Source organism: Hydrotalea sp. GW822-HT8A01 (assembly GCF_058798575.1).
On sequence record NZ_CM179506.1, the window covers coordinates 702,263 to 726,356 of the forward strand.

A 24,094-nucleotide genomic window follows, 5' to 3' on the forward strand; every position below is an offset into this window, starting at 1 on the left:
ATGTTGAATCAACGCATTAAAATTAAGGCCTTATTGCAACAAGTGCCAATTGGTACCGAAGTAACTGTAATGGGTTGGGTACGTACTTTTAGAAATAACCAGTTTATTGCCTTAAATGATGGCAGTACCAATAATAATCTTCAGGTTGTTGTAAATCTTGGCATGTTGCCCGAACAAACTTTAAAACGCATTACTACCGGGGCATCTTTAAAAGTACAGGGTACTATTGCAGCCAGTGTTGGTAAAGGCCAGTCTATCGAACTTCCGGCTTCCTCAATTGAGATATTGGGTGATAGCGATCCGGAAAAATACCCGCTTCAACCCAAAAAACATAGTCTGGAGTTTTTGAGAGAAATTGCACACCTGCGTTTTAGAACCAATACTTTTGGTGCTGTTTTCAGAATCAGACATTCACTTGCTTTTGCCGTACACCAGTTTTTTAATGAAAGAGGATTTCTTTATTTACATACTCCCATTATTACCGCCAGCGATGCAGAAGGCGCCGGTGAAATGTTTCGCGTAACCACACTGTCCTTTGACGGCACACCCAGAAATGAAGATGGATCTGTTAACTTTAAAGAAGACTTTTTTGGAAAATCTACCAATTTAACAGTAAGTGGGCAATTAGAAGGCGAGCTGGGTGCCATGGCGTTTAGTGAAATATATACATTCGGTCCCACCTTCAGAGCCGAAAACTCAAATACCACCCGCCATTTGGCTGAGTTTTGGATGATTGAGCCGGAAATGGCTTTTTATGATTTAGAAGACAATATGAACCTAGCCGAATCATTTATTCAATACCTGATTCGTTACGTAATGGGGCACAATAGTGATGATTTGCAGTTTTTAGACCAGCGCCTGGCAGAAGAAGAAAAACAAAAACCTGCCAATGAAAGAAGTGAACTGGGGTTATTGGACAAATTGAATTTTGTTGTGAATAACCAGTTTGAAAGAATTACCTATACAGAAGCCATTCAAATATTATTAGACAGCCCCGCCTATAAGAAAAAGAAATTTAAATATGAAGTAAGCTGGGGGATAGATATGCAAAGCGAACATGAACGGTATTTGGTAGAAAAACATTTTAAGAAACCGGTGATTGTTACTGGGTACCCCGCCGCCATTAAAGCTTTTTATATGCGGATGAATGATGGATGCGAACCGGGTAAGGAAACCGTTGCCGCCATGGATATTTTAGCACCTGGTATTGGTGAAATTGTTGGCGGTTCACAAAGAGAGGAGCGTTTGGAAGTTTTGCAAAAAAGAATGGAATCGATGCATATACCTGTTGAAGAAATGAGCTGGTATTTAGATACTCGCCGCTTTGGAACGGTGCCACATGCCGGCTTTGGTTTGGGTTTTGAAAGAATGGTACAATTTGTAACAGGAATGACGAATATTCGTGATGTAATTCCTTTTGCACGTACCCCAAAAAATTGCTCTTTTTAAATAAATATGTTGCTTGCAGGTAGAATGTTTTGCTGCAAAAATAAAATTTAGAATAATTTTTAGGGAATCTTGTAATAAAATAATTGTACTTCCCTATATTTGCTGCCCCGTAAGGGCAAGGATGGTGCGGTAGCTCAGTCGGTAGAGCAAAGGACTGAAAATCCTTGTGTCGGCGGTTCGATCCCGCCCCACACCACCAAAAAAGCTTCGAACGAATACTTCGAAGCTTTTTTTATGTGTATTCAGATATCTTCATCGTGCAAATTTTCATAATGAAAATGCAAGAGGGATTTTTACATACAAAGTATTTTCATCGTAGCAATAGCCTGTATCTCTTTTTGCGCTGTAAGCAATGCGGTTTTAAAATTTGTATCCGTGATAAGGCCGGTATTTGTCAAATTAAAATAATAATCAATACCTTCATGCAAATTGTTGATATAGCTTGTAAAATATTTGGTTCTGTTTGTACTGTTTAACTGCCCATCTTCTTCCAATTGTTCCTTTAAATAAGCAATGTATAAATGTAATTCTGCAATAAAAACATGCGGCCTGTTGTTATTGGCTAATATATTGGTTCTGCCATAAATGTGGTCTACCATATTTTGCAGTGATACTATTTTTGAAAAATGAGCAATATTTGGTCCCGGGCAAATATTAATTGCTTCATAATTTTTAACAAAACTAATATTGTACACAGCGGCTGCTGCATTACTTAATCCCACACATAAACATTCTTTGTCTAACACCTCTTTTAACCGATGCTCATATTCATGATAAGGTAATTTCAGCGATTGTAATTGTGCAATTTTTAATTGCTGATATTTAATAGAAGCAGTACAAACAGGTTCTTCCGTAAACTCTGTATTAAATGCCAAATGTTTTTCAGTACAAGGGCTGCCGGGTTTTCCACGGCTGATTCTGTCATTTTTTTCTTTATCGGCAGTGGTACCCCGTAAATAGTGAAACCGAACACCTAAGGGAGAATTTTTGCTTAATACCACATCCTCTTTTCCTGCAGCACACAATAAATGCAGAGTGTCTTCATCAACCGTTGTAGCTTCGGGAACCAATAAAAATGGTGTTCCCCATCCAATACTGTCTACCTGAAAGAACTGTTGTAAAAAATTTGCTTCTTCAGCAGTGCCAATGCCACCCTGAATAGTAATTTTAATAGGTGGAGGATGGTTGGCAATATGCCTTTTTTTTGCAAGATTGCTTTGATAATATAATTCAAAAAGCGTATGGGTTAATTCCTCTTTTTTTGTTTTGAAGGTTTCTAAAATGGGGCCCATTAAATATCCATCTGTGGCAAAAGCATGGCCGCCGCAGTTTAGGCCGGATTCTATTCTAAACTCGCTCACCCAAATTCCTTTTTTGGCTAAATATTTTCCCTGAATCAATGCAGAACGATAATCGCTTACTTTAATCGCTATTTTCTTTTTGAAATTTCCTTCCTCATCTGCTGCAAATTGTGGGCATTTTTCTAAATAGTTATACACTCGTGGATTCATTCCTGCAGAAAAAATAATGGTTGAATTGCTCAGGTCGCTATTGGCATAACCCCTCAATGCGGCTACCGCATCTGAGCCATCTTCTAATAATGTACCATTTTTATCATAATTGTTTTTATCGGCCTTGGTCATTATGTTTACATCAATACTGCCGGCTGTAATTTGTTGACGCAGTAGTAGTGCTGAGTTTATTTTTTCATCCGTATCATCCGTCTGCATCAATAATTTGTACACTTGTTTCCATTTATTGTTATCGGGCAACAATTCAAAGTATTTTACAATATCTGATCCGGTTTCAAATGCTGCCTCTTTTACTTTTTCAATTTGCTGTTGTACAATTTTATTGACCAGATTTAAATAATCTGTAATTCTTTTGGCCCGATAATCTTGTTCTGTTGCAGGTATTGGGAAAAATTTTTCCTGAACGGAATGATAATAATACCGCCGCATCATTTCAATTAAATTATCTTCTACAATAGAAATAGCAGAAGCAATACCAAATCTGGCTACTTTAATGGGCGAATCAATTGTATAAGCCAGGCCCATTACCGGAATATGAAAGGAGTGGGGAGCAGTATGTTGCATCATGATTAATGAGTTAAAAGAGTTTAAGTATAGCGGTTTATTTTATTGTGTGGGGGAGTTGGCCATATAATGCTTTCTCTTTTCTGCTGCATGATAAGCTTCTTTTTCTTTTTTTGTTTGAATCAACAATTTGTTTACCGACGTTTTTTTGCAATATGATCTAATGCTACAAAACAAAAATATGCTTCGCTAATTAAATAGGGCTGGCCTTCTAAAACTGAACAGGCATAGGCTTTTACAAATACTTCCATTGATGTGTTGAATGTTCGTGTAATGGTTGCATGAATGCTAATGATATTACCAACTTGCACAGTGTTTTTAAAATCGGCTTTATAAACAGCAGCAGTAACACAAATGGTACCAGTATGTGTTTGCGCACAAATTGCACCCACAATATCCATCCATTTTAATAAGCGGCTGCCTTGCAATATTCCCATCGGATTGGTATCATTGGGACAAACAATTTCAGTTTTTGTTGTTGCAGATATTTTAGGACTTTTTGCTTTCACGGCTCAAAAAGAAAGTATTTCTTTTTGAAATAAAATGATTACTGTCATGTTTTAAACAAAAGCATCAAAATAGTTTTGTTGCCCTGCTTTAATAAGCAATATTGAAAGCATCAATTAACAAAACGGAAGTAATGATACAGGTAACCAAGATTTTTAAATTTGAAATGGCACATGCCATTTATGGATATGATGGCCCTTGTAAAAATATACATGGACATTCTTATGTACTTCATGTTTCTGTTACGCTTAAAAATGCTACAGATGAATATTTACTTGCTCCAGGATTTGTGATTGATTTTAAAATGTTAAAAAAAATTGTAAATGAAGCCATTGTTCAGCAATTAGATCATAGCGTGGTAGTGTCTAAGGCATTTATACAGGCGCATCCACAGTTAGCAGATTTAAGTAATGTTCGTATTTGGGAAATGGAACCCTCGGCTGAAAATATAATATCGTATATTCAGAAACAATTACAATTATTATTGCCCGATGCCATTCAACTTCAAAAGCTGCAATTATTTGAAACGGCCGATTCCTATGCGGAATGGATCAATACTAAAAGCCGGTTTCATGAATGATGAAGCCGGCTTTCAACATAGTAATATTATTCAATTTTTTAATTTTTAGAACAGTACTGTTTTTTAATTCAACAAGTTATCTAAAAAATCTTTAGCCCAAAAATCAATATCATAATAGGCAACCTGTTCATATAAACGTTGTAAGCGCATTTGTGCATCACCCTCGCTCATCAACAATGCCTGCACTAACCCTTCTTTTAATGAGCGGGCATCATATGGGTTGGTTAATACGGCATAAGGCAACTCAACTGCGGCGCCTGCAAATTCAGATAATATAAGCACCCCTTTAGCATTGGGTAATTGTCCTTGCACAGCCACATATTCTTTGGCAACCAAATTCAAACCATCGCGTAAAGGGGTAATCCAAGCAATATCGGCAGCTGCATAATAAGATATGATTTCTTCGAAAGGAAAAGAACGAAAGAACAAGCGAATGGGTACCCATTGCATGTTGGCATACTTACCATTAATTCTGCCAACAGCATGCTCCAGATCATGTTGTGTTTTTTCATAAATTTTCATGCCCTGTGCCGGTGGTGTACAAATATTTACCAATTCAACTTTGCCATGAAATTCAGGATAATCATGTAAAAACTGTTCAAAAGCCATTACTTTTTCAAGCGGGCCTTTTACATAATCGAGCCTCTCTACACTAATAATCATTTTTTTATTGGTAAATAGGTTTTTAATTTCTTTAATTTTTTTAAGGGTTGATGCCTGTTGCATTAATGATTGAATGTATTGCACATTTATACCTACCGGATTAGCACCTAATTTTACTTTGCGCTGTGCAGTATCAATCATTGTAGTCATTTGTTGTACACCCAGCGCAGTGCTATAAGTTAAATAGCGTGGTGCACAATTCGTTTTTTCAACCTCAGTTACCGGAAAAAGGCTTTTGGCAACGTCAACAAAATTTTCAACATAACGTGGAATATGAAAGCCAATGTAATCGCATTGCAATAAACTGCCAATTATTTCGCCGCGCCAGGGAAGAATATTAAAAGTATCGGCTGAGGGAAATGCAGTGTGATGAAAGAATGCGATGGTAACATCGGGCCTTAGTTCGCGTAAGAAGCCCGGCACCAACCACAAATTATAATCATGAATCCAAACAATGGCATTATGGTCGGCTTGTTCTGCGGCTTTTTCGGCAAATAGTTTATTGATGTTTACGTAATGATCCCAATGGTGGTGATTAAATTTTGCTTTATCAATAAATGAAAATATAGTAGGCCAAAATGCCTCTTTCGAAAACGATTTATAAAATATTTCTATTTCTTTTTTGGTGATGCCAATTCTAGACGCCATTAAGTTGGGGTACTTCTCTTTGTCAATATACAAATTGCGGAGTGGTTCACTTTTTTTTGATACTTCTTCCCATGCTATCCAAACTCCGGAGCGACCGTTGGCAAAAAATCCCTGAAGTGTTGGTAGAATGCCATTGGGGCTTTTGGGTGCAACCTGTTGCTTTTGACCGTTTACTTCAATAGTTTCGTAGGGGAAACGGTGATACAACATCAATATTTGCGGAATATCGCTGCTTTCTTTATGAATGATGATTTCATCTAATTCGGTAATGTGTTCAGACAAGTTTTCAAATTGTTCAATGGCTTCTAAAATGCCACCGGCGCCTGCAGCCTTTGCCTGATATACTTTTTGCAATGGTTGTGTTGCTTTTATCAGAGCTTCTTCAGCATTTCCTACTACTACGCCTTTAAATCCGCATTGGTACATAGCCAAATCGTTTAACGTGTCGCCAGCCACTAAAACCTTATCTGTATTTTCATTTAAGTATTGAATTAATTTGGTAAGTGTAGAGCCTTTATTCACTCCTTTTGGTAAAATATCTAAGTATTTTCCTGCAGAGTGAATAACGTCACAGCCCAATCCACTTGCTTTATCCGCAAACACAGCTATTTCCGATTCGTTATTGAGGAAGAACGAGCAACGCCTTTGCTGTGGCACTTCCTGGTATTGTAGTGTAGCAATATCTTTCAGCTGTTCTAAAATTTTTAATTCGCCTGGCCAGTTTTGTTCAATTTCGTTTTGAATAGATTCAACAGATTCTAACGTATAGCCATTTACGATGGTGGCACCTACGTCGCAAATAATAAAATCGGGGTTTGGAATAATAGGGTCATTTAATAAAGGTATTACTGTTTCTAAGCCACGGCCTGTAACAAAAACGAGTTTGAAGTTTGCGTTTTTTCTGATAAGCCGGTATAACTTTTGTTTGTCAATACTTTTACCCCCTAAAAAAGTTCCATCAAGATCAGTTGCTAATAACATAATTAATTCGTTTTAACTTTATTGAAGTTGCTGTGCTAATAATTTTATTTCGTGGTAGGGATTGGCGTGTAAATGCAAAATGCGATAAACACTGTTAATAACCGGTACATGCAAGCCCAAGGGCTGAATGAATGGATGCAATTCTTTTGAAGCATAATAACCTTCTGCTACCATTTCCATAATCTGCAAGGCTTTTCTAACCTGAATGCCCCGACCTACCAATTTGCCGAGTGTTCTGTTTCTGCTAAAATCAGAATAGGCTGTCGTTAATAAATCCCCAAAATAAACAGAATCAAAATAGCCTCTTTCTTTAGGAGCGATGGTATTAACAATGTGTTGTACTTCACGCATGGCATTACTGGTTAATACTGCTCTGAAGTTATCGCCATATTGCAGGCTGTCTGCTATGCCATTGGCAATTGCAATAATGTTTTTTAAGATGGCTACATATTCTACTCCTTTTGGATCAGTGTTTGCAATAGTTTTAATATAAGGTAACTGTAAACAGTTTCGTAGTTTGCTAACTTTTATTTCGTCATCACCTGCAATAGTAATGTAGGTGTATTTGTGTAATGCAATTTCTTCTGCATGGCAGGGGCCACTTAATACCATGCAATTATTTTTTAATTGCAGGTTTTCATGAATATACATGCTCGGTATTTGCCCCGAGCCGGGTACAAATCCCTTAATAGAAACAACCACCTGAGCGGTTTGTAACCATTCGGGCTTTAATGATTGAACTGTAGTTTGAACATAAGCAGCGGGAACAGCAAAAATTACCCAGTCAGCACCACTCATGGCATCTTTAGCCTGAGTAGTAGGATGAATAAAATGAAGGTCTAAATCAGCCTGACTGAGGTAACGCGGGTTTCTTCCATTTGCAAGAATATAATCTGCCTGTTTTTTTGTACGAACAAGCCATGAAACAGAATTGCCACTCTCAGCAAAAATTTTTACCAGTGCTGTTGCCCAACTGCCGCTTCCAATAACGGCAATTTTTTCCGGCATCACTCAATAAATTAATAAAATAATGTATAAGATATTTGTAAAGTTAGCTTTTTTGAGTTAAAATGTATATTAGAATTACATTAGAGAACCGTAATACTGACAGACTGCAAACCTATATTAGCTGGTTGTGCAGAAGGAGCAGATGTAATAACTTAAACAAATACATTCAATAATAATACACCCGCTAATCCCAAAACAGATACAATACTTTCCATTAAAGACCATGATCTAAAAGTATCTTTCATGCTAACGTTAAAGTATTCTTTAAACATCCAGAAACCGGGATCATTTACATGCGAAAAGAAGAGGCTGCCTGAACCAATTGATAAAACCATTAAATTGGTATTTACACCCTGCGCAGTAAGATAGGGTAAAAGTATTCCGGCAGTTGTTAAACCCGCTACTGTAGAAGAGCCTACGCATACCCGAATTAGCGCAGCAATCAACCATCCCAATACCAATGGAGGAATGGCAGTACCTTCTAAAATATGAGCAATTTGGTTACTGACACCACTTTGTGTTAATATTTCTTTCAATGAACCGGCCCCGCCAATAATTAACAAAATCATCACCACATCTTTCACAGCTTCGCCATAACGGTTCATGGTAACTGAAATAGTTTCCTGTTCAGGCCCTTTTAAAAAAAAAGTGGCTGCTGCTAATGCAATGAGCAATGCTATGGATGGATTGCCCATAAAGCCTGATACTTGATATAGAAAACTTTCGGTATTACCCAATGATTGAATGCCGGTAGCCAAACCAATGAATAGCACAGGAATTAATGGCACAAAAAAACTAATGAATACACCCGGCAGTTTTCCCGTTTCAATTAATTGAATTTGAAAAGCCGATAAGGGTGTCGAGGCAATATTTTTTAACGAGGATGAAAACACAGGTCCTGCAATAATAACAGTAGGAATAGCAATGATGAGGCCATACAACAATGTAATACCCATGTTGGCATGAAATAATGCAACCAACGCAGAAGGGGATGGATGTGGTGGTAAAAAGCCGTGTGTTACCGATAGTGCTGCCAATAAAGGCAAGCCGGTTGCCACTGCCGGCAATTGATAACGATAGGTTACTGAAAAAATTAAGGGTACCATCAACACAAAGCCTACACCGTAAAACAGTGGAATGCCCACTACAAAACCCGTAAGGGTTAAAGCCCATGCAATATATTTTTTACCAAAAGCATGCACCAATGATTGTGCTATTTGCTGTGCAGCACCACTGGCTGCTACCTGTTTACCCAACATGGCACCTAATGCAATGATAATAACGAGTGAACCCAGCATATCGCCCATGCCCTTTTCTATCGATGTCATAATTGAAGCGGGTGGCAGGTGTAAAGCCAGCCCTGCAAATATGCAAACCACAATAAAAGCCAAAAAGGCATTTACTTTAGCCCATGTAATCAGTAATATGAGCAATACAATGGCAATGAATACAATGACAAGCAACATATTGATGAATTAGCAATGAATAATTAATTCCATGGTAAAAATTTTTCTTTTTGAATGGTTAATAACTGTGGAGGTTGGCTGTTTAATTTTTCACCATTCATTACTCTTGCATATTTTTCTAAGTAGGCTTCCGTCATTTTTTCTGCATTAAACATATCTTTGGCATATTCATGACAACGGATACGGCTATAACTTTCACTGGTTTCAATAGCTTTGGATAATTCCACTGCACTACTACTTAAAAAACCTACATCCGGTTGGATAATTTCCGGTAAAGAACCATACGGTGTACCAAATACAGGGCAGCCAAAGTACAAGCTTTCTGTTAATGCAATGCCAAACGGCTCGTGCCAGCGAACGGGAAATACCAAACCTTTGGATTGGTTTAATAAACGATTTTTTTCCTCGCCACCTACCATTCCGTAAAAATGAATACGCGGACTGGTGGTGAAACGAAAACCCATTCTAAAATTTAATCGGTTGCCACCCAAAACCATTAATTCTTCTTTTTTGGTTAACAAAATGGAATGAATGGCCCCTTTTACATTCTTTACCCGCCATGCAGCATCGCCTAAAAAATGAAACTGTTTTCTTTGATTATTTAAATCAGGCTTTCCATAATCATCCCAATCCATACCATTGTAAACAAAAGACTTGGAACCAAAACGTGCCGCATGATTTTTTGAAACAAATACGGTATTGATATCCAGCAATGTTGCATCATTTACATTGCCTTGCATATTAAATATGTATGGTTTTGTTATTTCTTCTCTTGGCATTAGATTAAAGTGTACAACATCAGCACTCTCAGGAATTTGTTTATTAATGGGCTTTTCAGGATTTAAAACAATAATATCTGCAAAAGATGAGGTAGAACCGGCCGGCACCAGAAAGGTTACTTTGTTACCCTTGGCCGCTAAAGTTTTGCCGAGATACCAAATTGCTCTTTCTGTTCCGCCATATTTTAGAACAGGAATTTTAGTGTTGTGTACAATTACAATATGCATATTGAGAAAGTTGAAAGATTTAAAAGTAATGATAAAAATATTGCCAGGTAAAAAAGGTGCTCAGAAAATAAAATAGATTTTGGCATCAAACAAAAAGTTCATTGTTTAAATGCATAAATACTATATGCCGGTTGTTGGAGAAAATTGAAACAAAAATTTATTGAATCAGCTTATATAATGTAAAGATGCCGGTTAATAAAATTAAAATAAGCACAATTTTTTTAAATTGTTTTTCTGAAACATGGTTTAAAATTTTCTTGCCAATATACGTGCCAATAATGCTAACTACTAACAGAATTGGAATTAAATACAAATCATGATTATGAACAAAACCATTGTGCCAGTATACCAAACTTCTGGAAACATCAATGCCCAAATCAATAATGGCAGAAGTAGCAATAAACACATCTGTTTGTAAATTAAAAGCACTAAGTACCAATGCCCTGATGGCTCCGCCGGTACCTACCAATCCGGCAACAAATCCTGAAACAGTACCGCCTGCAATAACATTGAGCAGCGAGGGATATGTTTGTATGTTTTTAAAAAACAGAAACAACAAACTAATTACAATTAAAAAAACGGATAATGCAATTTCTAAAAATTGAGTGGCAATAAATTGTGTGAGCCAGGCACCTACAATAACAAAGAGTACAGCCGGTATGCCCAAATAAATTATTAGCATTGTATCAATTCCTTTTCTGAAAAAAGCAATTTTAGAAATATTACTGGATACATGAAACAAAGCTGTAATGCCTAATACGGATTGAAAATCTAAAAAATAAGCAGCAATTGGAACAAAAAATAAAGAAGAGCCAAAACCACCCACTGTACCGGCTATTTCAGCCAGGAATGCTAAAAAAATAAATAGATATAAATGCTCCAAAGCGAATGTTATTGATGACTGCTATTTTGTATAGTTTACTGTAAAGCTGATACATTAACTGAATATTCAACCGCATTATTTTGCTACTTTTAAAATTTCTGCAAATCCGGGTTCACTAATCATAATGTCGGCATGGTGGTTTACCAATTCATCTTTTGAGCAAAAGGCAATACCCATTCCCGCCTCTTTAATCATACACATATCATTTAAGCTATTGCCAACAGCAATGGTGTTTTCTCTTTTAATTTTATGCTTGTCTAATATGGCCAACATTGCGTTTGTTTTACAAACCGCATGCCTGCAAAGGCTGTTTTTTCTGCTATACCAGAAAGAAGGTATTTTTACTTCGCCGGTGCAAAGGCTTTTCGAAAATTCTAATTCATTACCTAATGAAAAATGCATGCCTAATTTATTTTTAAAATGATTGGTAATGCAATCATAGCTGTATGAAACAAACCCAATCAAATAGCCTCTGCGTTTAAGTTCGTCGATAACTGCTGCTGCATCTTCTACAATCGGAATATCATCAGCTATTTGAATAAGTTCTCCGAATGATTTTCCCTTCAATAAAGTAGTTATTCTTTTTGTAATTGCAACAGGATCTGTTTCGGTTGACCGAATATCCATTATTTCTTTTTTTAAAGCATATTTTTCCGAAAAAGCATCAATAAATCTGCCTTTTAACAGAATATTATCCATGTCGAACAGAATCAGTTTTTTTGTTTCGGGCAAGCATTCTGTTAATGCAAATTCCATCTGAGAGCGAATTTCATTCATTACAGACAGCTCTTCTAAATTATAATGAGCATTTTTTGAACGGGCAGCTTTTAAAATAATGGTTTGTGCTACTTCTTTACTCATTTTGCCCAATGCATGCCATGGTTTAATTTTATTTTCTATATAACCAATTTCAACTTCTTTCATGCGTACATGCATAAGGTGCATATCTATCAAAATGCCAATATCTACGCCATAATCATCTCTAAAATCAATTTGTTCAAATAATGCTTTTTTGCCTGCAATCATACCGCTTAGAGGCTGACTGAAGCGCATCAGTTCAGGAAAAAATATACTCAATAATGGTTTGGCTACCAGTTCTGTTACTCTTCCTGCATTTCTATTAAAAGATGATTTCACAAAATCAACCTCATAATCAACAATGGGTTGTACCAGCAGTGGTATGGTAAAATGTGGATAAGGATCAATATCGCCGTCTAAAAACAGCACAATGTTATTTTGTGCACATAAAACGCCATCTTTCATTGAGGCACCTTTACCCAATTTTGTGCTGGTAATCACTTTTGCACCGGCGTTTTTGGCTAAAGAAACGGTATTGTCTGTTGATTTATCATCTACAACAATTACTTCACTAACCAGGGTATCAGCTTGGGCAAAACGTATAACAGAAACAATGTTTTCTGCTTCATTTAAAGTGGGTATAATTACAGTAACCATAAGTTAATTTTAAGGGTGGTATAGGCGTGCCGGATGTTGGATTTAGGGTGTAGAAGTTTGGAAAGTTAATTATTAAAAATTAATTAATCGTGTTAAATAGATATTAAATATAGCAAATAGACATAAAAAACCTTCGGAGTTGCTACCGAAGGTTTTTTTAAAGATAGTAAGGTTGTTATAAATATTTATCGCCTTTGTTGCGTTTTATTTCGGCAACATATTCTTTAATGGCTTGTTCTTTGTCTTTTTTGCAAATGAGTAACACATCGGGTGTATCTACAATTATACAATCATCAATGCCCTGCACCACTACTAATTTATCCTGTTCGGCACTAATCATACATTTGGTTGCATCAATCACAATTACGTTTTCGCTTACCACGGCATTGCCCAAATAATCTTTATCTAAATTTTCGTAGGCACTGTTCCAGGTGCCTAAATCGCTCCAGCCAAATGCTGCGGGTAATACATAAACATTATCGGCCTTTTCCATAATGGCAAAATCGATAGATATATTGGTGCAAAGCGGATAAATGCGATGAATGGCATTTCTTTCTTCCGGTGTGTTTAAATGGTTTTTTTCACTATCAAATAATTCAAACATTTCCGGCTGGTATTTTTCAAATGTTTGTAAAACGGTAGATACCTTCCAAACAAAAATGCCTGCATTCCATAAAAAATCGCCACTACTTAAAAATGTTTTCGCCAATTCTAAATTGGGTTTTTCGGTAAATGTTTTTACTTTAAAAATGCCCGATTTTATTTCGTGTGCATCGTGTTGAATGTAGCCATAACCGGTATTAGGGTATGTTGGCTTAATGCCCAGTGTGAGTAATGCGGGTTGTTCAGAAACAAATTTTAGGGCTTTCAAGGCAATTTTCTGAAATGTATCGCTATCTAAAATCATATGGTCGCTGGGTGCTACAATTAAGGCTGCATCAGGATTTTCTTGCTGCAGTTTAAAAGCTATGTAGGCAATACAGGGTGCGGTATTTTTTCTGCTGGGCTCGGCAATAATATTGTCAACATTAATTTGTGGCAGTTGCGTACTTACAATGTGGGTGTACTCTTGCGAGGTAACAATAAAAATATTTTCAGCAGGAATAAATGAAGCAAAGCGTTCATACGTCCATTGAATGAGTGTTTTACCTGTATTTAAAATATCTAAAAACTGTTTAGGATAAGCAGTTCTGCTTTTGGGCCAGAAACGGCTGCCAATTCCGCCGGCCATAATGGCTACATAATAATTTTTATTCACGTTAAATCATTTGCTTTTTTAAATAATGCCTTCTCTCACTAAATCGTGCAGATGAATAATGCCTAAATAGGTATTGTTTTCTGCAACAATGAGTTGGCTAATATCGTATTTTTTTAATACTTCCAATGCTTCTACTGCCAGCGTATCTGCAGCAATGGTTTTGGGTTGTGGGGTTAAAATATCTGCAGCATTAATGTTTTCGAGCGTACTGCTTTTATTCAACATTCTGCGTAAATCGCCATCCGTTATAATTCCAATAATGGTATTGTTTTTTTGTACTACGGCAGTAGCACCCAGCCTTTTTTGTGTAATTTCTACAATTACTTCTTTTAAGCTTGCGTTGGGCAGTACTTTGGGCTGCGGGTTATGTACATACACATCTGCCACTTTCAGGTACAATCGTTTACCCAAATTGCCGCCGGGATGGTATTTGGCAAAATCTTTCCCGTCAAAACCATTTAAAGTCATTAGTGCAACGGCCAAAGCATCGCCCATTACCATTTGAGCAGTGGTACTGCTGGTGGGTGCCAGATTATTGGGACAAGCTTCTTTTTCAACACTGCATGGAACAATGAATTGCGCCTCTTTTGCCAAAAAACTATCTGTTGCACCTACTAATGCAATAACCGGGTTGCCGAAATTTTTTATGAAAGGTACCAGTACTTTAATTTCAGGGCTTTCACCACTCTTGCTTACAATCATTACCATATCATCTCGCTGTACCATGCCCAAATCGCCATGTATGGCATCGGCGGCATGCATAAAAAGAGCGGGTGTGCCGGTTGAGTTTAAAGTGGCCACAATTTTTTGGGCTACAATTGCGCTTTTGCCAATGCCAGTAACCACAATCCGGCCTTTTGATTGGTAAATGGCCTGCACTGTGGCTTCAAACTGTTCATCTACAAAACCTGACAGCCGCTGAATAGCAGCGGCTTCAATTGCAATGGTTTCTTTGGCTTTTTGAATAATATGCTGGTTCATGCCCCGCAAAGGTAAACTTTAACAACAAACTCTTGCGTTTACAGTGTTGCTTTGTTAACTTCGCCCACCTTTTTAAAAACAGGCGCTTTTTTCTCACTGCAAAAAAATAAAATCTGCTTGATACAGAAAAAAGTTGTACTTTAAGAATGCACTTTGCACAAAAAATTAAAAGGATAAATCTTTTCCATACATGGCAACGACAAAGAAAAAAAATGAGGCTACTGCTACTGCCAAAAAACCAGCAAAATCCAAATCTTCATCATCTGTTAAAAGTAAAACGGATAAAAAATCTGTGCTTCTTACCGATTTGCAAGCGGCGCTTCAAAATCATTTTGGATTTTCGGAATTTAAAGGGAAGCAATTAGATGCCATACAAAGTATTTTAAGTGGGCAGGATACATTTGTAATTATGCCTACCGGTGGCGGAAAAAGTTTATGTTACCAATTACCCGCACTAATGCAGGAAGGATGTGCCATTGTGGTATCGCCTTTAATTGCTTTGATGAAAAATCAGGTAGATCTGGTGCGCGGTTACAGCGAAAAAGATGATGTGGCGCATTTCTTAAATTCATCGCTCAATAAAGGACAAATAAAAGCAGTAAAAGAAGATTTGCTGGCCGGCAAAACCAAATTATTGTATGTAGCGCCTGAAACATTAACCAAACAGGAAAATCTCGATTTTTTTTCCGATTTAAAAATCTCATTTTTTGCAGTAGATGAAGCTCACTGTATTTCAGAATGGGGGCACGATTTCAGGCCGGAATACAGGCGGTTAAGAGAAATGATGGATATAATTAATCCTGATATTCCTGTTATTGCACTCACTGCAACTGCAACGCCTAAAGTACAAAGTGATATTGTAAAAAATTTATCATTACATGAACCCAACATATTCATATCTTCTTTTAATAGGGCCAATTTGTATTATGAAGTAGTGCCCAAACTCAGCAAAGAACAAACCATTAAAAGCATTGTAAAATTTATTAGCGGCCACAAGGGTAAAAGCGGCATTATTTACACCCTTAACCGCAAAACAACAGAAGAACTGGCCGATCTGCTGGTGGCCAATAATATAAAAGCAGTGGCGTATCATGCCGGGTTAGACCAAAAATTAAGGGCCGAGCGGCAGGATAAATTTTTAAATGAAGATGTGCAGGTAATTGTTGCTACCATTGCATTTGGAATGGGTATTGATAAACCCGATATCCGGTTTGTAATACATTATAATATTCCCAAATCAATTGAAAATTATTATCAGGAAACCGGACGTGCAGGACGCGATGGGATGGAAGGGTTATGCCTGCTTTATTATTCGCATAAAGATGTGTCTAAATTAGAACATTTAATGCGCGATAAACCCCTGAGCGAAAGAGAAGTGGGCGCACAGCTTATTAATGAAACCGTTGCTTATGTAGAAAGCAGTGTGTGTAGAAGAAAAATTTTATTGCATTATTTTGGTGAAGACTGGCCCGATGAAAATTGCCAGAATTGCGATAACTGCAAACATCCAAAAGAAAAAATAGAAGCCAAAGAAAATGTTGTAAAGTTATTAAAAGTCGTGAAGGCTTTAGATGAGCGTTTTGTTACCGACTATGTTGTGAATGTGGTAATGGGTAAATTAACGCCGCAAATTGCCATGTTCCGCCACGAAAACCTAACAGAATTTGGTATTGGTAAAGAGCAGGATAGTCATTACTGGAATAGCCTTATTCGGCAAGCCTTGTTAGAAAATTTAATTAGAAAAGATATTGAAGAATATGGTTTGTTGAAACTGACCGAAAAGGGTTTGCAATTCTTAAAAAAACCGGTATCCTTCAAAATTGTGCTGAATCATTTATTTGAAGAAGGTACAGATGATGATGATGACAATGAAAATGCTTCACAAACAGGTGCTGCTGCCGATGATGTGTTGTTTGAAATATTGAAAGACCTGCGTCAGAAAGAGGCCAAAAAGAAAGGATTGCCTCCCTTTGTTATATTCCTCGAAAACTCTTTGCAGGATATGGCCACATTGTATCCTACTACACTGGAGGAATTGGAGAAATGCCAGGGTGTTAGCAAAGGAAAAGCGTTGAAATACGGCAAACCCTTTGTTGAGCTGATTGCAAAATATGTAGAAGAAAACGATATTGTTAAGCCCGATGATTTTGTGATGAAGAGTGTGGCCAATAAAAACAATAATAAAATTTACATTATACAAAATGTTGATAAAAAAATTTCATTAGAAACCATTGCAAAAAATAAAAATCTGCAATTGCATGAGTTGTTAGAAGAAATGGAAACCATTGCAGCCAGTGGCACCAAATTAAATTTAGACTATGCTATTGATGAATGGTTAGATGAATATGAGCAGGAAGAAATTTTGGATTATTTTAAGGGCTGTGAAACAGCTTCATTGCAAGTAGCACAGCAGGAGTTGAGTGAAAATGGTTTTAGCTGGGAGCAACTCAAAATTATGCGCATTAAATTTTTGAATGTTTACGGCATGTAATTTTAAAAACATACAAATATGGTTAATGTAGCTGCTTTTTTTTCACTTTACATTCTTCCATTCAAATAACACAGATAACAGAGCTTCTGATCTGCTGCTTGTTTTCGGCTTTGTTTTGAGTATTGTTACGCCTCATAACTTTATAGGCATCATCAATTTTAGTGTGGTATAAAAAATCATTCTTTTGGGTGAAAGCCTACGTGTAATCTTATTGAAGGCCTAATTTTTTTGTATTCCATTAAACTTAACATTCTTTTTTCCATCTATCAGGCAACAAATTTTTTAAAAGGGTTGTCTAATAGTTTGCAAGCACTGCATCAACAAAAATTATTTATACTTTTTTTCAATTGGGGGTATGTATCAATAAGATGGCCTTGTTTTTTAACAGGGCCTTATTTTTGTTCTGATAGAAATGCAGCTTTTCGCAACGCAACATTTTCCCGAACATTTACATAAAAGAAATTAAAATCGGCAATATGGTAGTTTTTAGTGTGTAACAAAAAGCTGCCAAAAAAACGGGGTTGCTGCATCCATAAAATATTTTTTTCTACAATGGCATTTACCACATGTGGTATTACCTTATTGAAGTTTTTTAGAACAGCCCCTTCATTGACAAAACGATTGGTATCAGGTTCGTCAGCCTTCCAGGTAAGCGGATTGGTAACAATGGCTTTAAACGGTTCTCTGGTTACATAAACAGGTGTATAGCCTTCTTTAAAGCTACGCCAACTGCAAATACAACCTGTTTGTTGCGGAGTTGCACAGGCATTCAGTGCTTTAAATTGATGTTGGGCAACCAACCGGCATTCCCACCACATAAGCTACTACCAATTGTTGTTGCAGGAATTTACCATCAAAAAATTCTTTTAATAACCGAATGGCATGAGTAGAACCCTGACTATGCGATGCAATAATAATAGGCCTTCCATGGTTCCAGTGTTGTAAATAATATTCAAAAGCAGCTTTTACATCGCTATATGCTTCCTGAAAAGCTGCCATGGCGTGCAAGCTGTCTGCGCTGTTTTTGGGAAAGTATGCACTTAAATGAGCCTGCCTGTAACGGGGTGCAAAAATTCTACCCGCAGCGTTAAAAATGCTGGCCTGGTAAAGTATGGTGCTGTAATCTGTTTTGGCATTCAGTTTGGTATGGTTAATGGGGGCATTCCATCCAAAGCTTCTCTCTTTTTCTGTATAAGTGGTAGGATGAATAAAAAACACATCAGCGGTTGAGTCGGGCTGAAAACCATTACTTAGCGGCCGTGGTACACTATCGGCCGGATCTTTTTTGTAAGGATGGGCAGCCCAATCGTTTAAATTGGCATAATCAGGAATAGCATTTGTACTGTATGGTGGTACATGCGGGTAATTTTTTGCCATTTTGTAATAAGGCCGGTTACATGCAAACAACAATGTAAGGAAACCGATTATCAGATAACGCATGTTTTATTTTTGAAATAAAATTAAGCAATTCATTTGTTAAACATGCTTTTGAAATTTTTGTAATTGGTGGGATATCATGCCTTGCATATATCTATCCAATTTTGTATAGGAAAGGGAGGTATATTACCTGTTCTGATAATCTGATAAAGAGTGCATAAATTTGCTTAATTTAAGCCCTCAATTAACACCCCTAATACAACACATGTTTTTATTACGACACCTGTCTTTTTTAAGAACAGTATTTTTTTATAGTATTACTGCATTTGGTGGTCCGCAGGGGCATTATGCCATGATGCTGAAAACCTTTGTTCAAAAAAGGAAAGATGTTACCGAACATGAATTATTAGATTTATTGAGTTTCTGTAACATGTTGCCGGGTGCTTCTTCTACACAAACCATTACTTTAATTGGGTACAAACGCGGTGGTATTCCATTGGCTATAATTACTTTGCTGGTTTGGATTGCGCCCGCCAGTTTTTTAATGGGCGCCTTATCATTTCTGCTCAATTATCTGGATGGGATGGGTATTAATATTGCCTTGTTTAAATTTATACGCCCAATGGCAATTGGTTTTGTGGCTTTTTCTGCGGTTAGAATGTACCATGTTGCCATTCACAATACCATTACCCGGGTAATTATGGTAGTTGCTGCCATTGCAACATTTGTAGCATTTAAAACACCCTGGATTTTTCCTTCGTTAATTGTATTGGGTGGCATTGTAACCAATTTCAGTGATAGAAGAATTCCACAGAAAGGTGAGCCTCCCAAACAAACCAAATGGGGTAATTTGTTGATATTTTTATTAATTTTTGCAATTGCCGGTTATTTGTCAGAAACGGCTACACGGCAAAACTGGCAATACAGAAAAGCCTTTAACCTGTTTGAAAATACTTACAGAAATGGCAGTCTGGTTTTTGGCGGAGGCGATGTGTTGATACCCATGATGTATGAGCAATATGTTACCCGCCCCGAATCGAAACAAGTATTGGAAAAAAGAAGAGATGTTTTAAAAATGAACCGGGATGAATTTTTAACCGGTTCTGGTATTGTACGTGCCATTCCCGGCCCGGTATTTTCTATTGGTGCATTTGTGGGAGGTATGGTTTTAAAAAGTGAACACGATCCTGCTCTTCAGGTGGTAGGTTGTGCTTTGGGTGCAATTGGCCTTTTTGTGCCCAGTGCATTGCTGGTACTTTTTTTCTTTCCGGTATGGCATAACCTGAAAAAATATGCGGTTATTTATCGTTCGTTAGAGGGTATTAACGCCTCGGTAGTAGGTATTATAGCAGGTGCTACTTTTTACTTAATTAAAGATATTTTGTTTGTGGAATTATGGAACCTGCAAATGAATGGATTTTTAGATATTGGTGTAGTTATTGCAACATTTTTTATTTTATATTACACCAAAATTCCGCCGCCTGTTATTGTGGTGATTTGTTTGTTATTGGGCTGGATGCTCTGAAAGCATAAAAATTCAACATTGATTTTTATCAAATAATCTCCTTTCTACCAGTCATTTTCATGCATGAAATTGCAGACATCTTTTTATTTTGATAAATTGTGCAATACTTTGCAGGTACGCATTATAAAACAATATTCATTTTAATTATTCCCATCAAAACTTGCCTTCATGAAAAAAATGCTTGTTTCCATTACATTATGGTGTTTTGCATCAATTGCCATTGCCCAACATCATGAAAGTACAAAAGGAATCAATATTATTCCCATTCCTGTTTCAGTGCAGGAAGGTATGGGCAGCTTTACTTTATTGCCCACTGCTACCATTGGTTACACCCCCACTGCTGCCGTTAAAGAAATTGCCCAACAAATGCAACAAAAAATTGCCCGTGCTACCGGATTTTCTTTGGCAAAAAGCAAAGGCCTTTCAAATGCAACCATTCAATTACAAATATTGACTAAACGCGATACTGTTTTGGGTAATGAAGGGTATCGTTTACAGGTTACCCCTACCGCAGTAATCATCAAAGCAAACGAACCCGCCGGTTTATTTTATGGGGTACAATCTTTATGGCAGTTGTTGCCTGCTGCTATTGAAAGTAAAACAGTTGTGAACAAAATGAACTGGAAAATTCCGGAGGTAGCAATTCTTGATTATCCGCGTTTTGTATGGCGTGGTTTAATGTTTGATGTAGCCCGGCATTTTTTTACCAAACAACAGGTAGAAAATTATATTGATGAAATGGCAAAATACAAATTTAATATTTTGCACTTACACCTAACTGATGATGAGGGCTGGCGCATAGAAATAAAAGGATTGCCTCGTTTAACCGAAGTAGGCGCATGGAATGTAAAAAAGGTAGGTTATTTTGGCACATTTACTCCTCCCAAACCTGATGATCCCAGAAATTACGGCGGTTTTTATACCCAGGATGATATTAAAGAGATGGTAGCTTATGCGCAGAAAAAATTTGTAAATATTTTGCCTGAAATAGATGTACCCGGGCATAGCTTGTCGGCCATTGTTTCTTATCCCGATTTATCTTGCACGCCAGGTGCCGATACGTACCATGTTCGCTCAGGCGAGGAAATTATGGATTGGTCGCATGGAGCCCCTCCTATTGCACTGATTGATAATACACTTTGCCCTGCCAATCCTAAAGTATATACTTTTTTAGATACGGTTTTTACACAAGTGGCCAAACTTTTCCCTTTTCCTTATATACATGTTGGGGGCGATGAGTGCCCTAAAAACTTTTGGGAAATAAGCCCTGCCATTCATCAACTGATGCAGAAAGAAGGGTTAAAAACCATGGAAGAAGTGCAAAGCTATTTTGAAAAAAGAATTGAAAAAATTGTTGAATCGAAAGGGAAGAAATTTATGGGTTGGGATGAAATTTTGGAAGGTGGATTGGCACCCAACGCTGTAGTAATGAGCTGGCGTGGCATGAAGGGTGGCATTGAAGCCGCTAAAATGAAACATCAGGTAGTTATGAGCCCAACCACTTTTGCCTATTTGGATTATATGCAGGGCGATTCAATTATTGAGCCAAGAGTGTATGCTACTTTGCGTTTAAATAAAGCGTATTCATTTGAGCCTGTTCCCGATAGTGTAGACAGTAAATATATTTTAGGTGGTCAGGCCAATTTATGGACAGAGCAGGTGTACAACACCCGGCATTTGCAATACATGACCTGGCCCAGAGCTTTTGCAGTATCTGAAACAGTATGGTCGCCAAAAGCCAATAAAAACTGGCTCGATTTTGTAAACAGGGTAGAACACCAGTTTAAAAGATTGGATATTGAACAGGTAAAATATGCACCCAGTATGTATGATCCCATCTTCACTGCCACTAAAAATGCAGAAGGTGGTTTGCAAATTGAATTGGCAACCGAAGTGCCCAACCTGCAAATACATTATAGTTTTGATAATTCATTCCCAGATCAGTTTTATCCTGTTTATTCCACCCCATTAACGCCACCTGAAGATGCGGTGATGTTAAAAATAATTACTTACCGTGGTAATAAAGTAATGGGAAGAATAATAACCATGCCCATCAAAGAGTTAAAAAAACGGGCGGGTATTCAATAAAATTTCTGCAACACCAAACATTTCGTAAACAAAAAGCGCCGTTTAACTTTTAAAAGAAAACGGCGCTTTTTTATAAATACAGGGATAATAAGGAGAAAGGATTAATAAAAGTTGCTGATAAGGGGGCAGAAGAAATGGGCTTGAGTGAGGACGAAATGGCTTTTTACAATGCGTTAGAAGTAAATGATACAGCCGTTCAGGTTTTAGGTAATGACCAACTCAGAATAATTGTCAGAGAGATTGCAGAGAAAGTAAAAGCCAATGTAACTATTGATTGGACAACAAGGGAAAGTGTAAAGGCAAAGCTGAAAGTAGTGGTGAGGAGAACTTTAAAGAAATGCGGCTATCCTTCGGATAAAGAGCAAAAAGCCATTGATATGGTAATACAACAGGCAGAGGTATTGGCCAATACTTACACCTCCTCCCTGTAACCTTTCTTCCCTTCATACGTTCCACTGATAACATTTGTTGTAAGCAATGTTTGTTTTATGTATTAACTTGTACAAAAATAATATGATATGAAGCGAATATGGATTGTATTGGGATTATTGGTGGTGGGCATATATGCCAAGGCGCAAACCAAAAATTTTATTGACCAGCCTTATGTGGAAGTAAACGGCACGGCCGATAGCTTAGTAACACCCAATGAAATTTTTATCCGGTTTACCATTAATGAAAAAGATACCAAAAACAAAGTATCGTTGGAAGATCAGGAAAAAGCCCTGTTCCAGGCTTTACAACAGTTGGGCATTGACGCAGCCAAAAATTTAACGGTGAATGATATGGCCAGCAATTTTCAATACTATTTTCTCCGCGAAAAAGACGTTGTAAAATCAAGGAATTATTTGTTGAAGGTAACCACTGCCATGGAAGCAGGTAATGTATTTGTAACATTGGAACAATTGGGTATTGCTAATGCAGGTATTGACCATGTGGATCATTCCGGATTAGAATCCATTCGCAATGCCATGCGCACCAAAGCGGTACAAAATGCGCACCAAAGGGCTATTGCATTAACGGCACCATTGCACCAAAGCCCTGGCCCCGCCATTTATATTGGTGATGAAGAACGCTATGTGCAACCCTATGACAATCGGGCTCCCCGCATTTTGCTTACCAATGTAATGGGAAAAACTACCGATTCACAGCCCGAAATAAGCTTTGAAAAAATAAAAGTTTCGGCCAATATCATGGTTCGTTTTGTGCTAAACAAATAAAGGAGTATTTCGGTTACTGATTTTTATAAAAAGGTATTAGCTATTATACATATTAAATAAATATTTATTGTTTATTTTTGGGGATATGAAGAAGGCAGGAACCACCAAGCCCATACCATAGAATTGGTTTGTATCGAGCTTCACTGACTGGCTACCAGTTTAAATACAGTATCTATGCAATTGCTGCAATTGGCCGGGCCTAGTGCTTCAGGTTGGTTATTCAGTGCAGTTAATCTTGGTTTACCCTCTTATACCGGTACAGGTTTTGTCAAACTATTTATTTGGTATTGTACAGCCGGTTTTTCAGGAAACAGAATAAACCTGCGGTGAACCCATAATGTAGCTTTAAATGATATTTTACCAAATTTTTTGTTAAAGCACTCCTAGTTTACATTGAATGAACAGGGTAAAGTA

The 24,094-nt window shown here is 37.3% G+C and carries 19 protein-coding genes and 1 tRNA gene; 8 read left to right on the top strand and 12 right to left on the bottom strand.

Features of this window, described 5'->3' with window-relative positions; genetic code table 11:
• On the top strand, nucleotides 1-1,449 hold the full coding sequence (gene asnS / locus AC3QLY_RS03125; RefSeq protein WP_074419903.1) for an asparagine--tRNA ligase: 1,449 nt from the start codon (nucleotides 1-3) through the stop codon (nucleotides 1,447-1,449).
• 123 nt (nucleotides 1,450-1,572) lie between these two features.
• A tRNA-Phe gene (locus AC3QLY_RS03130) sits at nucleotides 1,573-1,648 on the top strand.
• Nucleotides 1,649-1,742: 94 nt separating this feature from the next.
• Here the strand turns inward: AC3QLY_RS03130 and AC3QLY_RS03135 are convergent.
• Entirely contained in the window at nucleotides 1,743-3,548 is a 1,806-nt protein-coding gene (locus AC3QLY_RS03135; protein WP_218331139.1) for a hypothetical protein, read from the bottom strand.
• 131 nt (nucleotides 3,549-3,679) lie between these two features.
• On the bottom strand, nucleotides 3,680-4,054 hold the full coding sequence (locus AC3QLY_RS03140) for an acyl-CoA thioesterase (protein ID WP_218331140.1): 375 nt from the start codon (nucleotides 4,052-4,054) through the stop codon (nucleotides 3,680-3,682).
• Between the two features lie 101 nt (nucleotides 4,055-4,155).
• On the opposite strand from AC3QLY_RS03140, the gene AC3QLY_RS03145 reads away from it, so the two are divergent.
• A complete protein-coding gene (locus tag AC3QLY_RS03145) occupies nucleotides 4,156-4,632 on the top strand; it encodes a 6-pyruvoyl trahydropterin synthase family protein (protein WP_081301269.1) in 477 nt (158 codons plus the stop codon).
• Nucleotides 4,633-4,695: 63 nt separating this feature from the next.
• Here AC3QLY_RS03145 and ggpS read toward each other — a convergent pair whose 3' ends face one another.
• From ggpS to AC3QLY_RS03185, 8 genes are all read right to left on the bottom strand, one after another.
• Nucleotides 4,696-6,924 carry a glucosylglycerol-phosphate synthase gene (gene ggpS / locus AC3QLY_RS03150; RefSeq protein WP_074419889.1) on the bottom strand — a complete coding sequence of 743 codons (2,229 nt, stop codon included), beginning with the start codon at nucleotides 6,922-6,924 and terminating at the stop codon, nucleotides 4,696-4,698.
• Nucleotides 6,925-6,942: 18 nt separating this feature from the next.
• Nucleotides 6,943-7,932 (bottom strand): NAD(P)H-dependent glycerol-3-phosphate dehydrogenase, encoded by a 990-nt coding sequence (locus tag AC3QLY_RS03155; RefSeq protein ID WP_075051658.1) that lies wholly within the window; start codon nucleotides 7,930-7,932, stop codon nucleotides 6,943-6,945.
• 152 nt (nucleotides 7,933-8,084) lie between these two features.
• Nucleotides 8,085-9,398, bottom strand: coding sequence for a gluconate:H+ symporter (locus AC3QLY_RS03160; RefSeq protein WP_074419891.1), 1,314 nt, complete (start codon nucleotides 9,396-9,398; stop codon nucleotides 8,085-8,087).
• 23 nt (nucleotides 9,399-9,421) lie between these two features.
• Complete coding sequence (locus tag AC3QLY_RS03165; protein ID WP_075051657.1) at nucleotides 9,422-10,405, bottom strand: glycosyltransferase; 984 nt, start codon at nucleotides 10,403-10,405, stop codon at nucleotides 9,422-9,424.
• A gap of 157 nt (nucleotides 10,406-10,562) precedes the next feature.
• On the bottom strand, nucleotides 10,563-11,288 hold the full coding sequence (locus AC3QLY_RS03170) for a sulfite exporter TauE/SafE family protein (protein WP_074419893.1): 726 nt from the start codon (nucleotides 11,286-11,288) through the stop codon (nucleotides 10,563-10,565).
• 75 nt (nucleotides 11,289-11,363) lie between these two features.
• Nucleotides 11,364-12,743 carry an HAD-IB family phosphatase gene (locus AC3QLY_RS03175; protein WP_074419894.1) on the bottom strand — a complete coding sequence of 460 codons (1,380 nt, stop codon included), beginning with the start codon at nucleotides 12,741-12,743 and terminating at the stop codon, nucleotides 11,364-11,366.
• 175 nt (nucleotides 12,744-12,918) lie between these two features.
• Entirely contained in the window at nucleotides 12,919-14,001 is a 1,083-nt protein-coding gene (locus AC3QLY_RS03180; protein ID WP_074419895.1) for a mannose-1-phosphate guanylyltransferase, read from the bottom strand.
• An 18-nt stretch (nucleotides 14,002-14,019) separates the two neighbouring features.
• Nucleotides 14,020-14,982 (bottom strand): KpsF/GutQ family sugar-phosphate isomerase, encoded by a 963-nt coding sequence (locus tag AC3QLY_RS03185; protein WP_074419896.1) that lies wholly within the window; start codon nucleotides 14,980-14,982, stop codon nucleotides 14,020-14,022.
• 190 nt (nucleotides 14,983-15,172) lie between these two features.
• Between AC3QLY_RS03185 and recQ the strand changes: the two genes are divergently transcribed.
• Nucleotides 15,173-17,473, top strand: a complete 2,301-nt coding sequence (recQ, locus tag AC3QLY_RS03190; protein ID WP_081301270.1) for a DNA helicase RecQ — start codon at nucleotides 15,173-15,175, stop codon at nucleotides 17,471-17,473.
• A 392-nt stretch (nucleotides 17,474-17,865) separates the two neighbouring features.
• On the opposite strand, the gene AC3QLY_RS03195 is transcribed toward recQ, so the two are convergent.
• Together AC3QLY_RS03195 and AC3QLY_RS03200 are read right to left on the bottom strand one after the other, a co-directional pair.
• Complete coding sequence (locus AC3QLY_RS03195; protein WP_074421211.1) at nucleotides 17,866-18,291, bottom strand: DUF3089 domain-containing protein; 426 nt, start codon at nucleotides 18,289-18,291, stop codon at nucleotides 17,866-17,868.
• The gene (locus AC3QLY_RS03200) at nucleotides 18,251-18,850 is read right to left on the bottom strand and encodes a DUF3089 domain-containing protein (protein ID WP_074419898.1); all 600 of its coding nucleotides are present in this window, start codon (nucleotides 18,848-18,850) and stop codon (nucleotides 18,251-18,253) included. The genes AC3QLY_RS03195 and AC3QLY_RS03200 overlap by 41 nt, the downstream gene beginning before the upstream one ends.
• A gap of 265 nt (nucleotides 18,851-19,115) precedes the next feature.
• Between AC3QLY_RS03200 and AC3QLY_RS03205 the strand changes: the two genes are divergently transcribed.
• From AC3QLY_RS03205 to AC3QLY_RS03220, 4 genes are all read left to right on the top strand, one after another.
• Nucleotides 19,116-20,375, top strand: coding sequence for a chromate transporter (locus AC3QLY_RS03205; RefSeq protein ID WP_074419899.1), 1,260 nt, complete (start codon nucleotides 19,116-19,118; stop codon nucleotides 20,373-20,375).
• A 168-nt stretch (nucleotides 20,376-20,543) separates the two neighbouring features.
• On the top strand, nucleotides 20,544-22,463 hold the full coding sequence (locus AC3QLY_RS03210) for a beta-N-acetylhexosaminidase (protein ID WP_218331141.1): 1,920 nt from the start codon (nucleotides 20,544-20,546) through the stop codon (nucleotides 22,461-22,463).
• A gap of 104 nt (nucleotides 22,464-22,567) precedes the next feature.
• A complete protein-coding gene (locus AC3QLY_RS03215) occupies nucleotides 22,568-22,894 on the top strand; it encodes a type I restriction enzyme endonuclease domain-containing protein (RefSeq protein ID WP_287101022.1) in 327 nt (108 codons plus the stop codon).
• Nucleotides 22,895-22,981: 87 nt separating this feature from the next.
• Entirely contained in the window at nucleotides 22,982-23,680 is a 699-nt protein-coding gene (locus AC3QLY_RS03220; protein WP_492990586.1) for an SIMPL domain-containing protein, read from the top strand.
• Nucleotides 23,681-24,094: the final 414 nt, after the last annotated feature.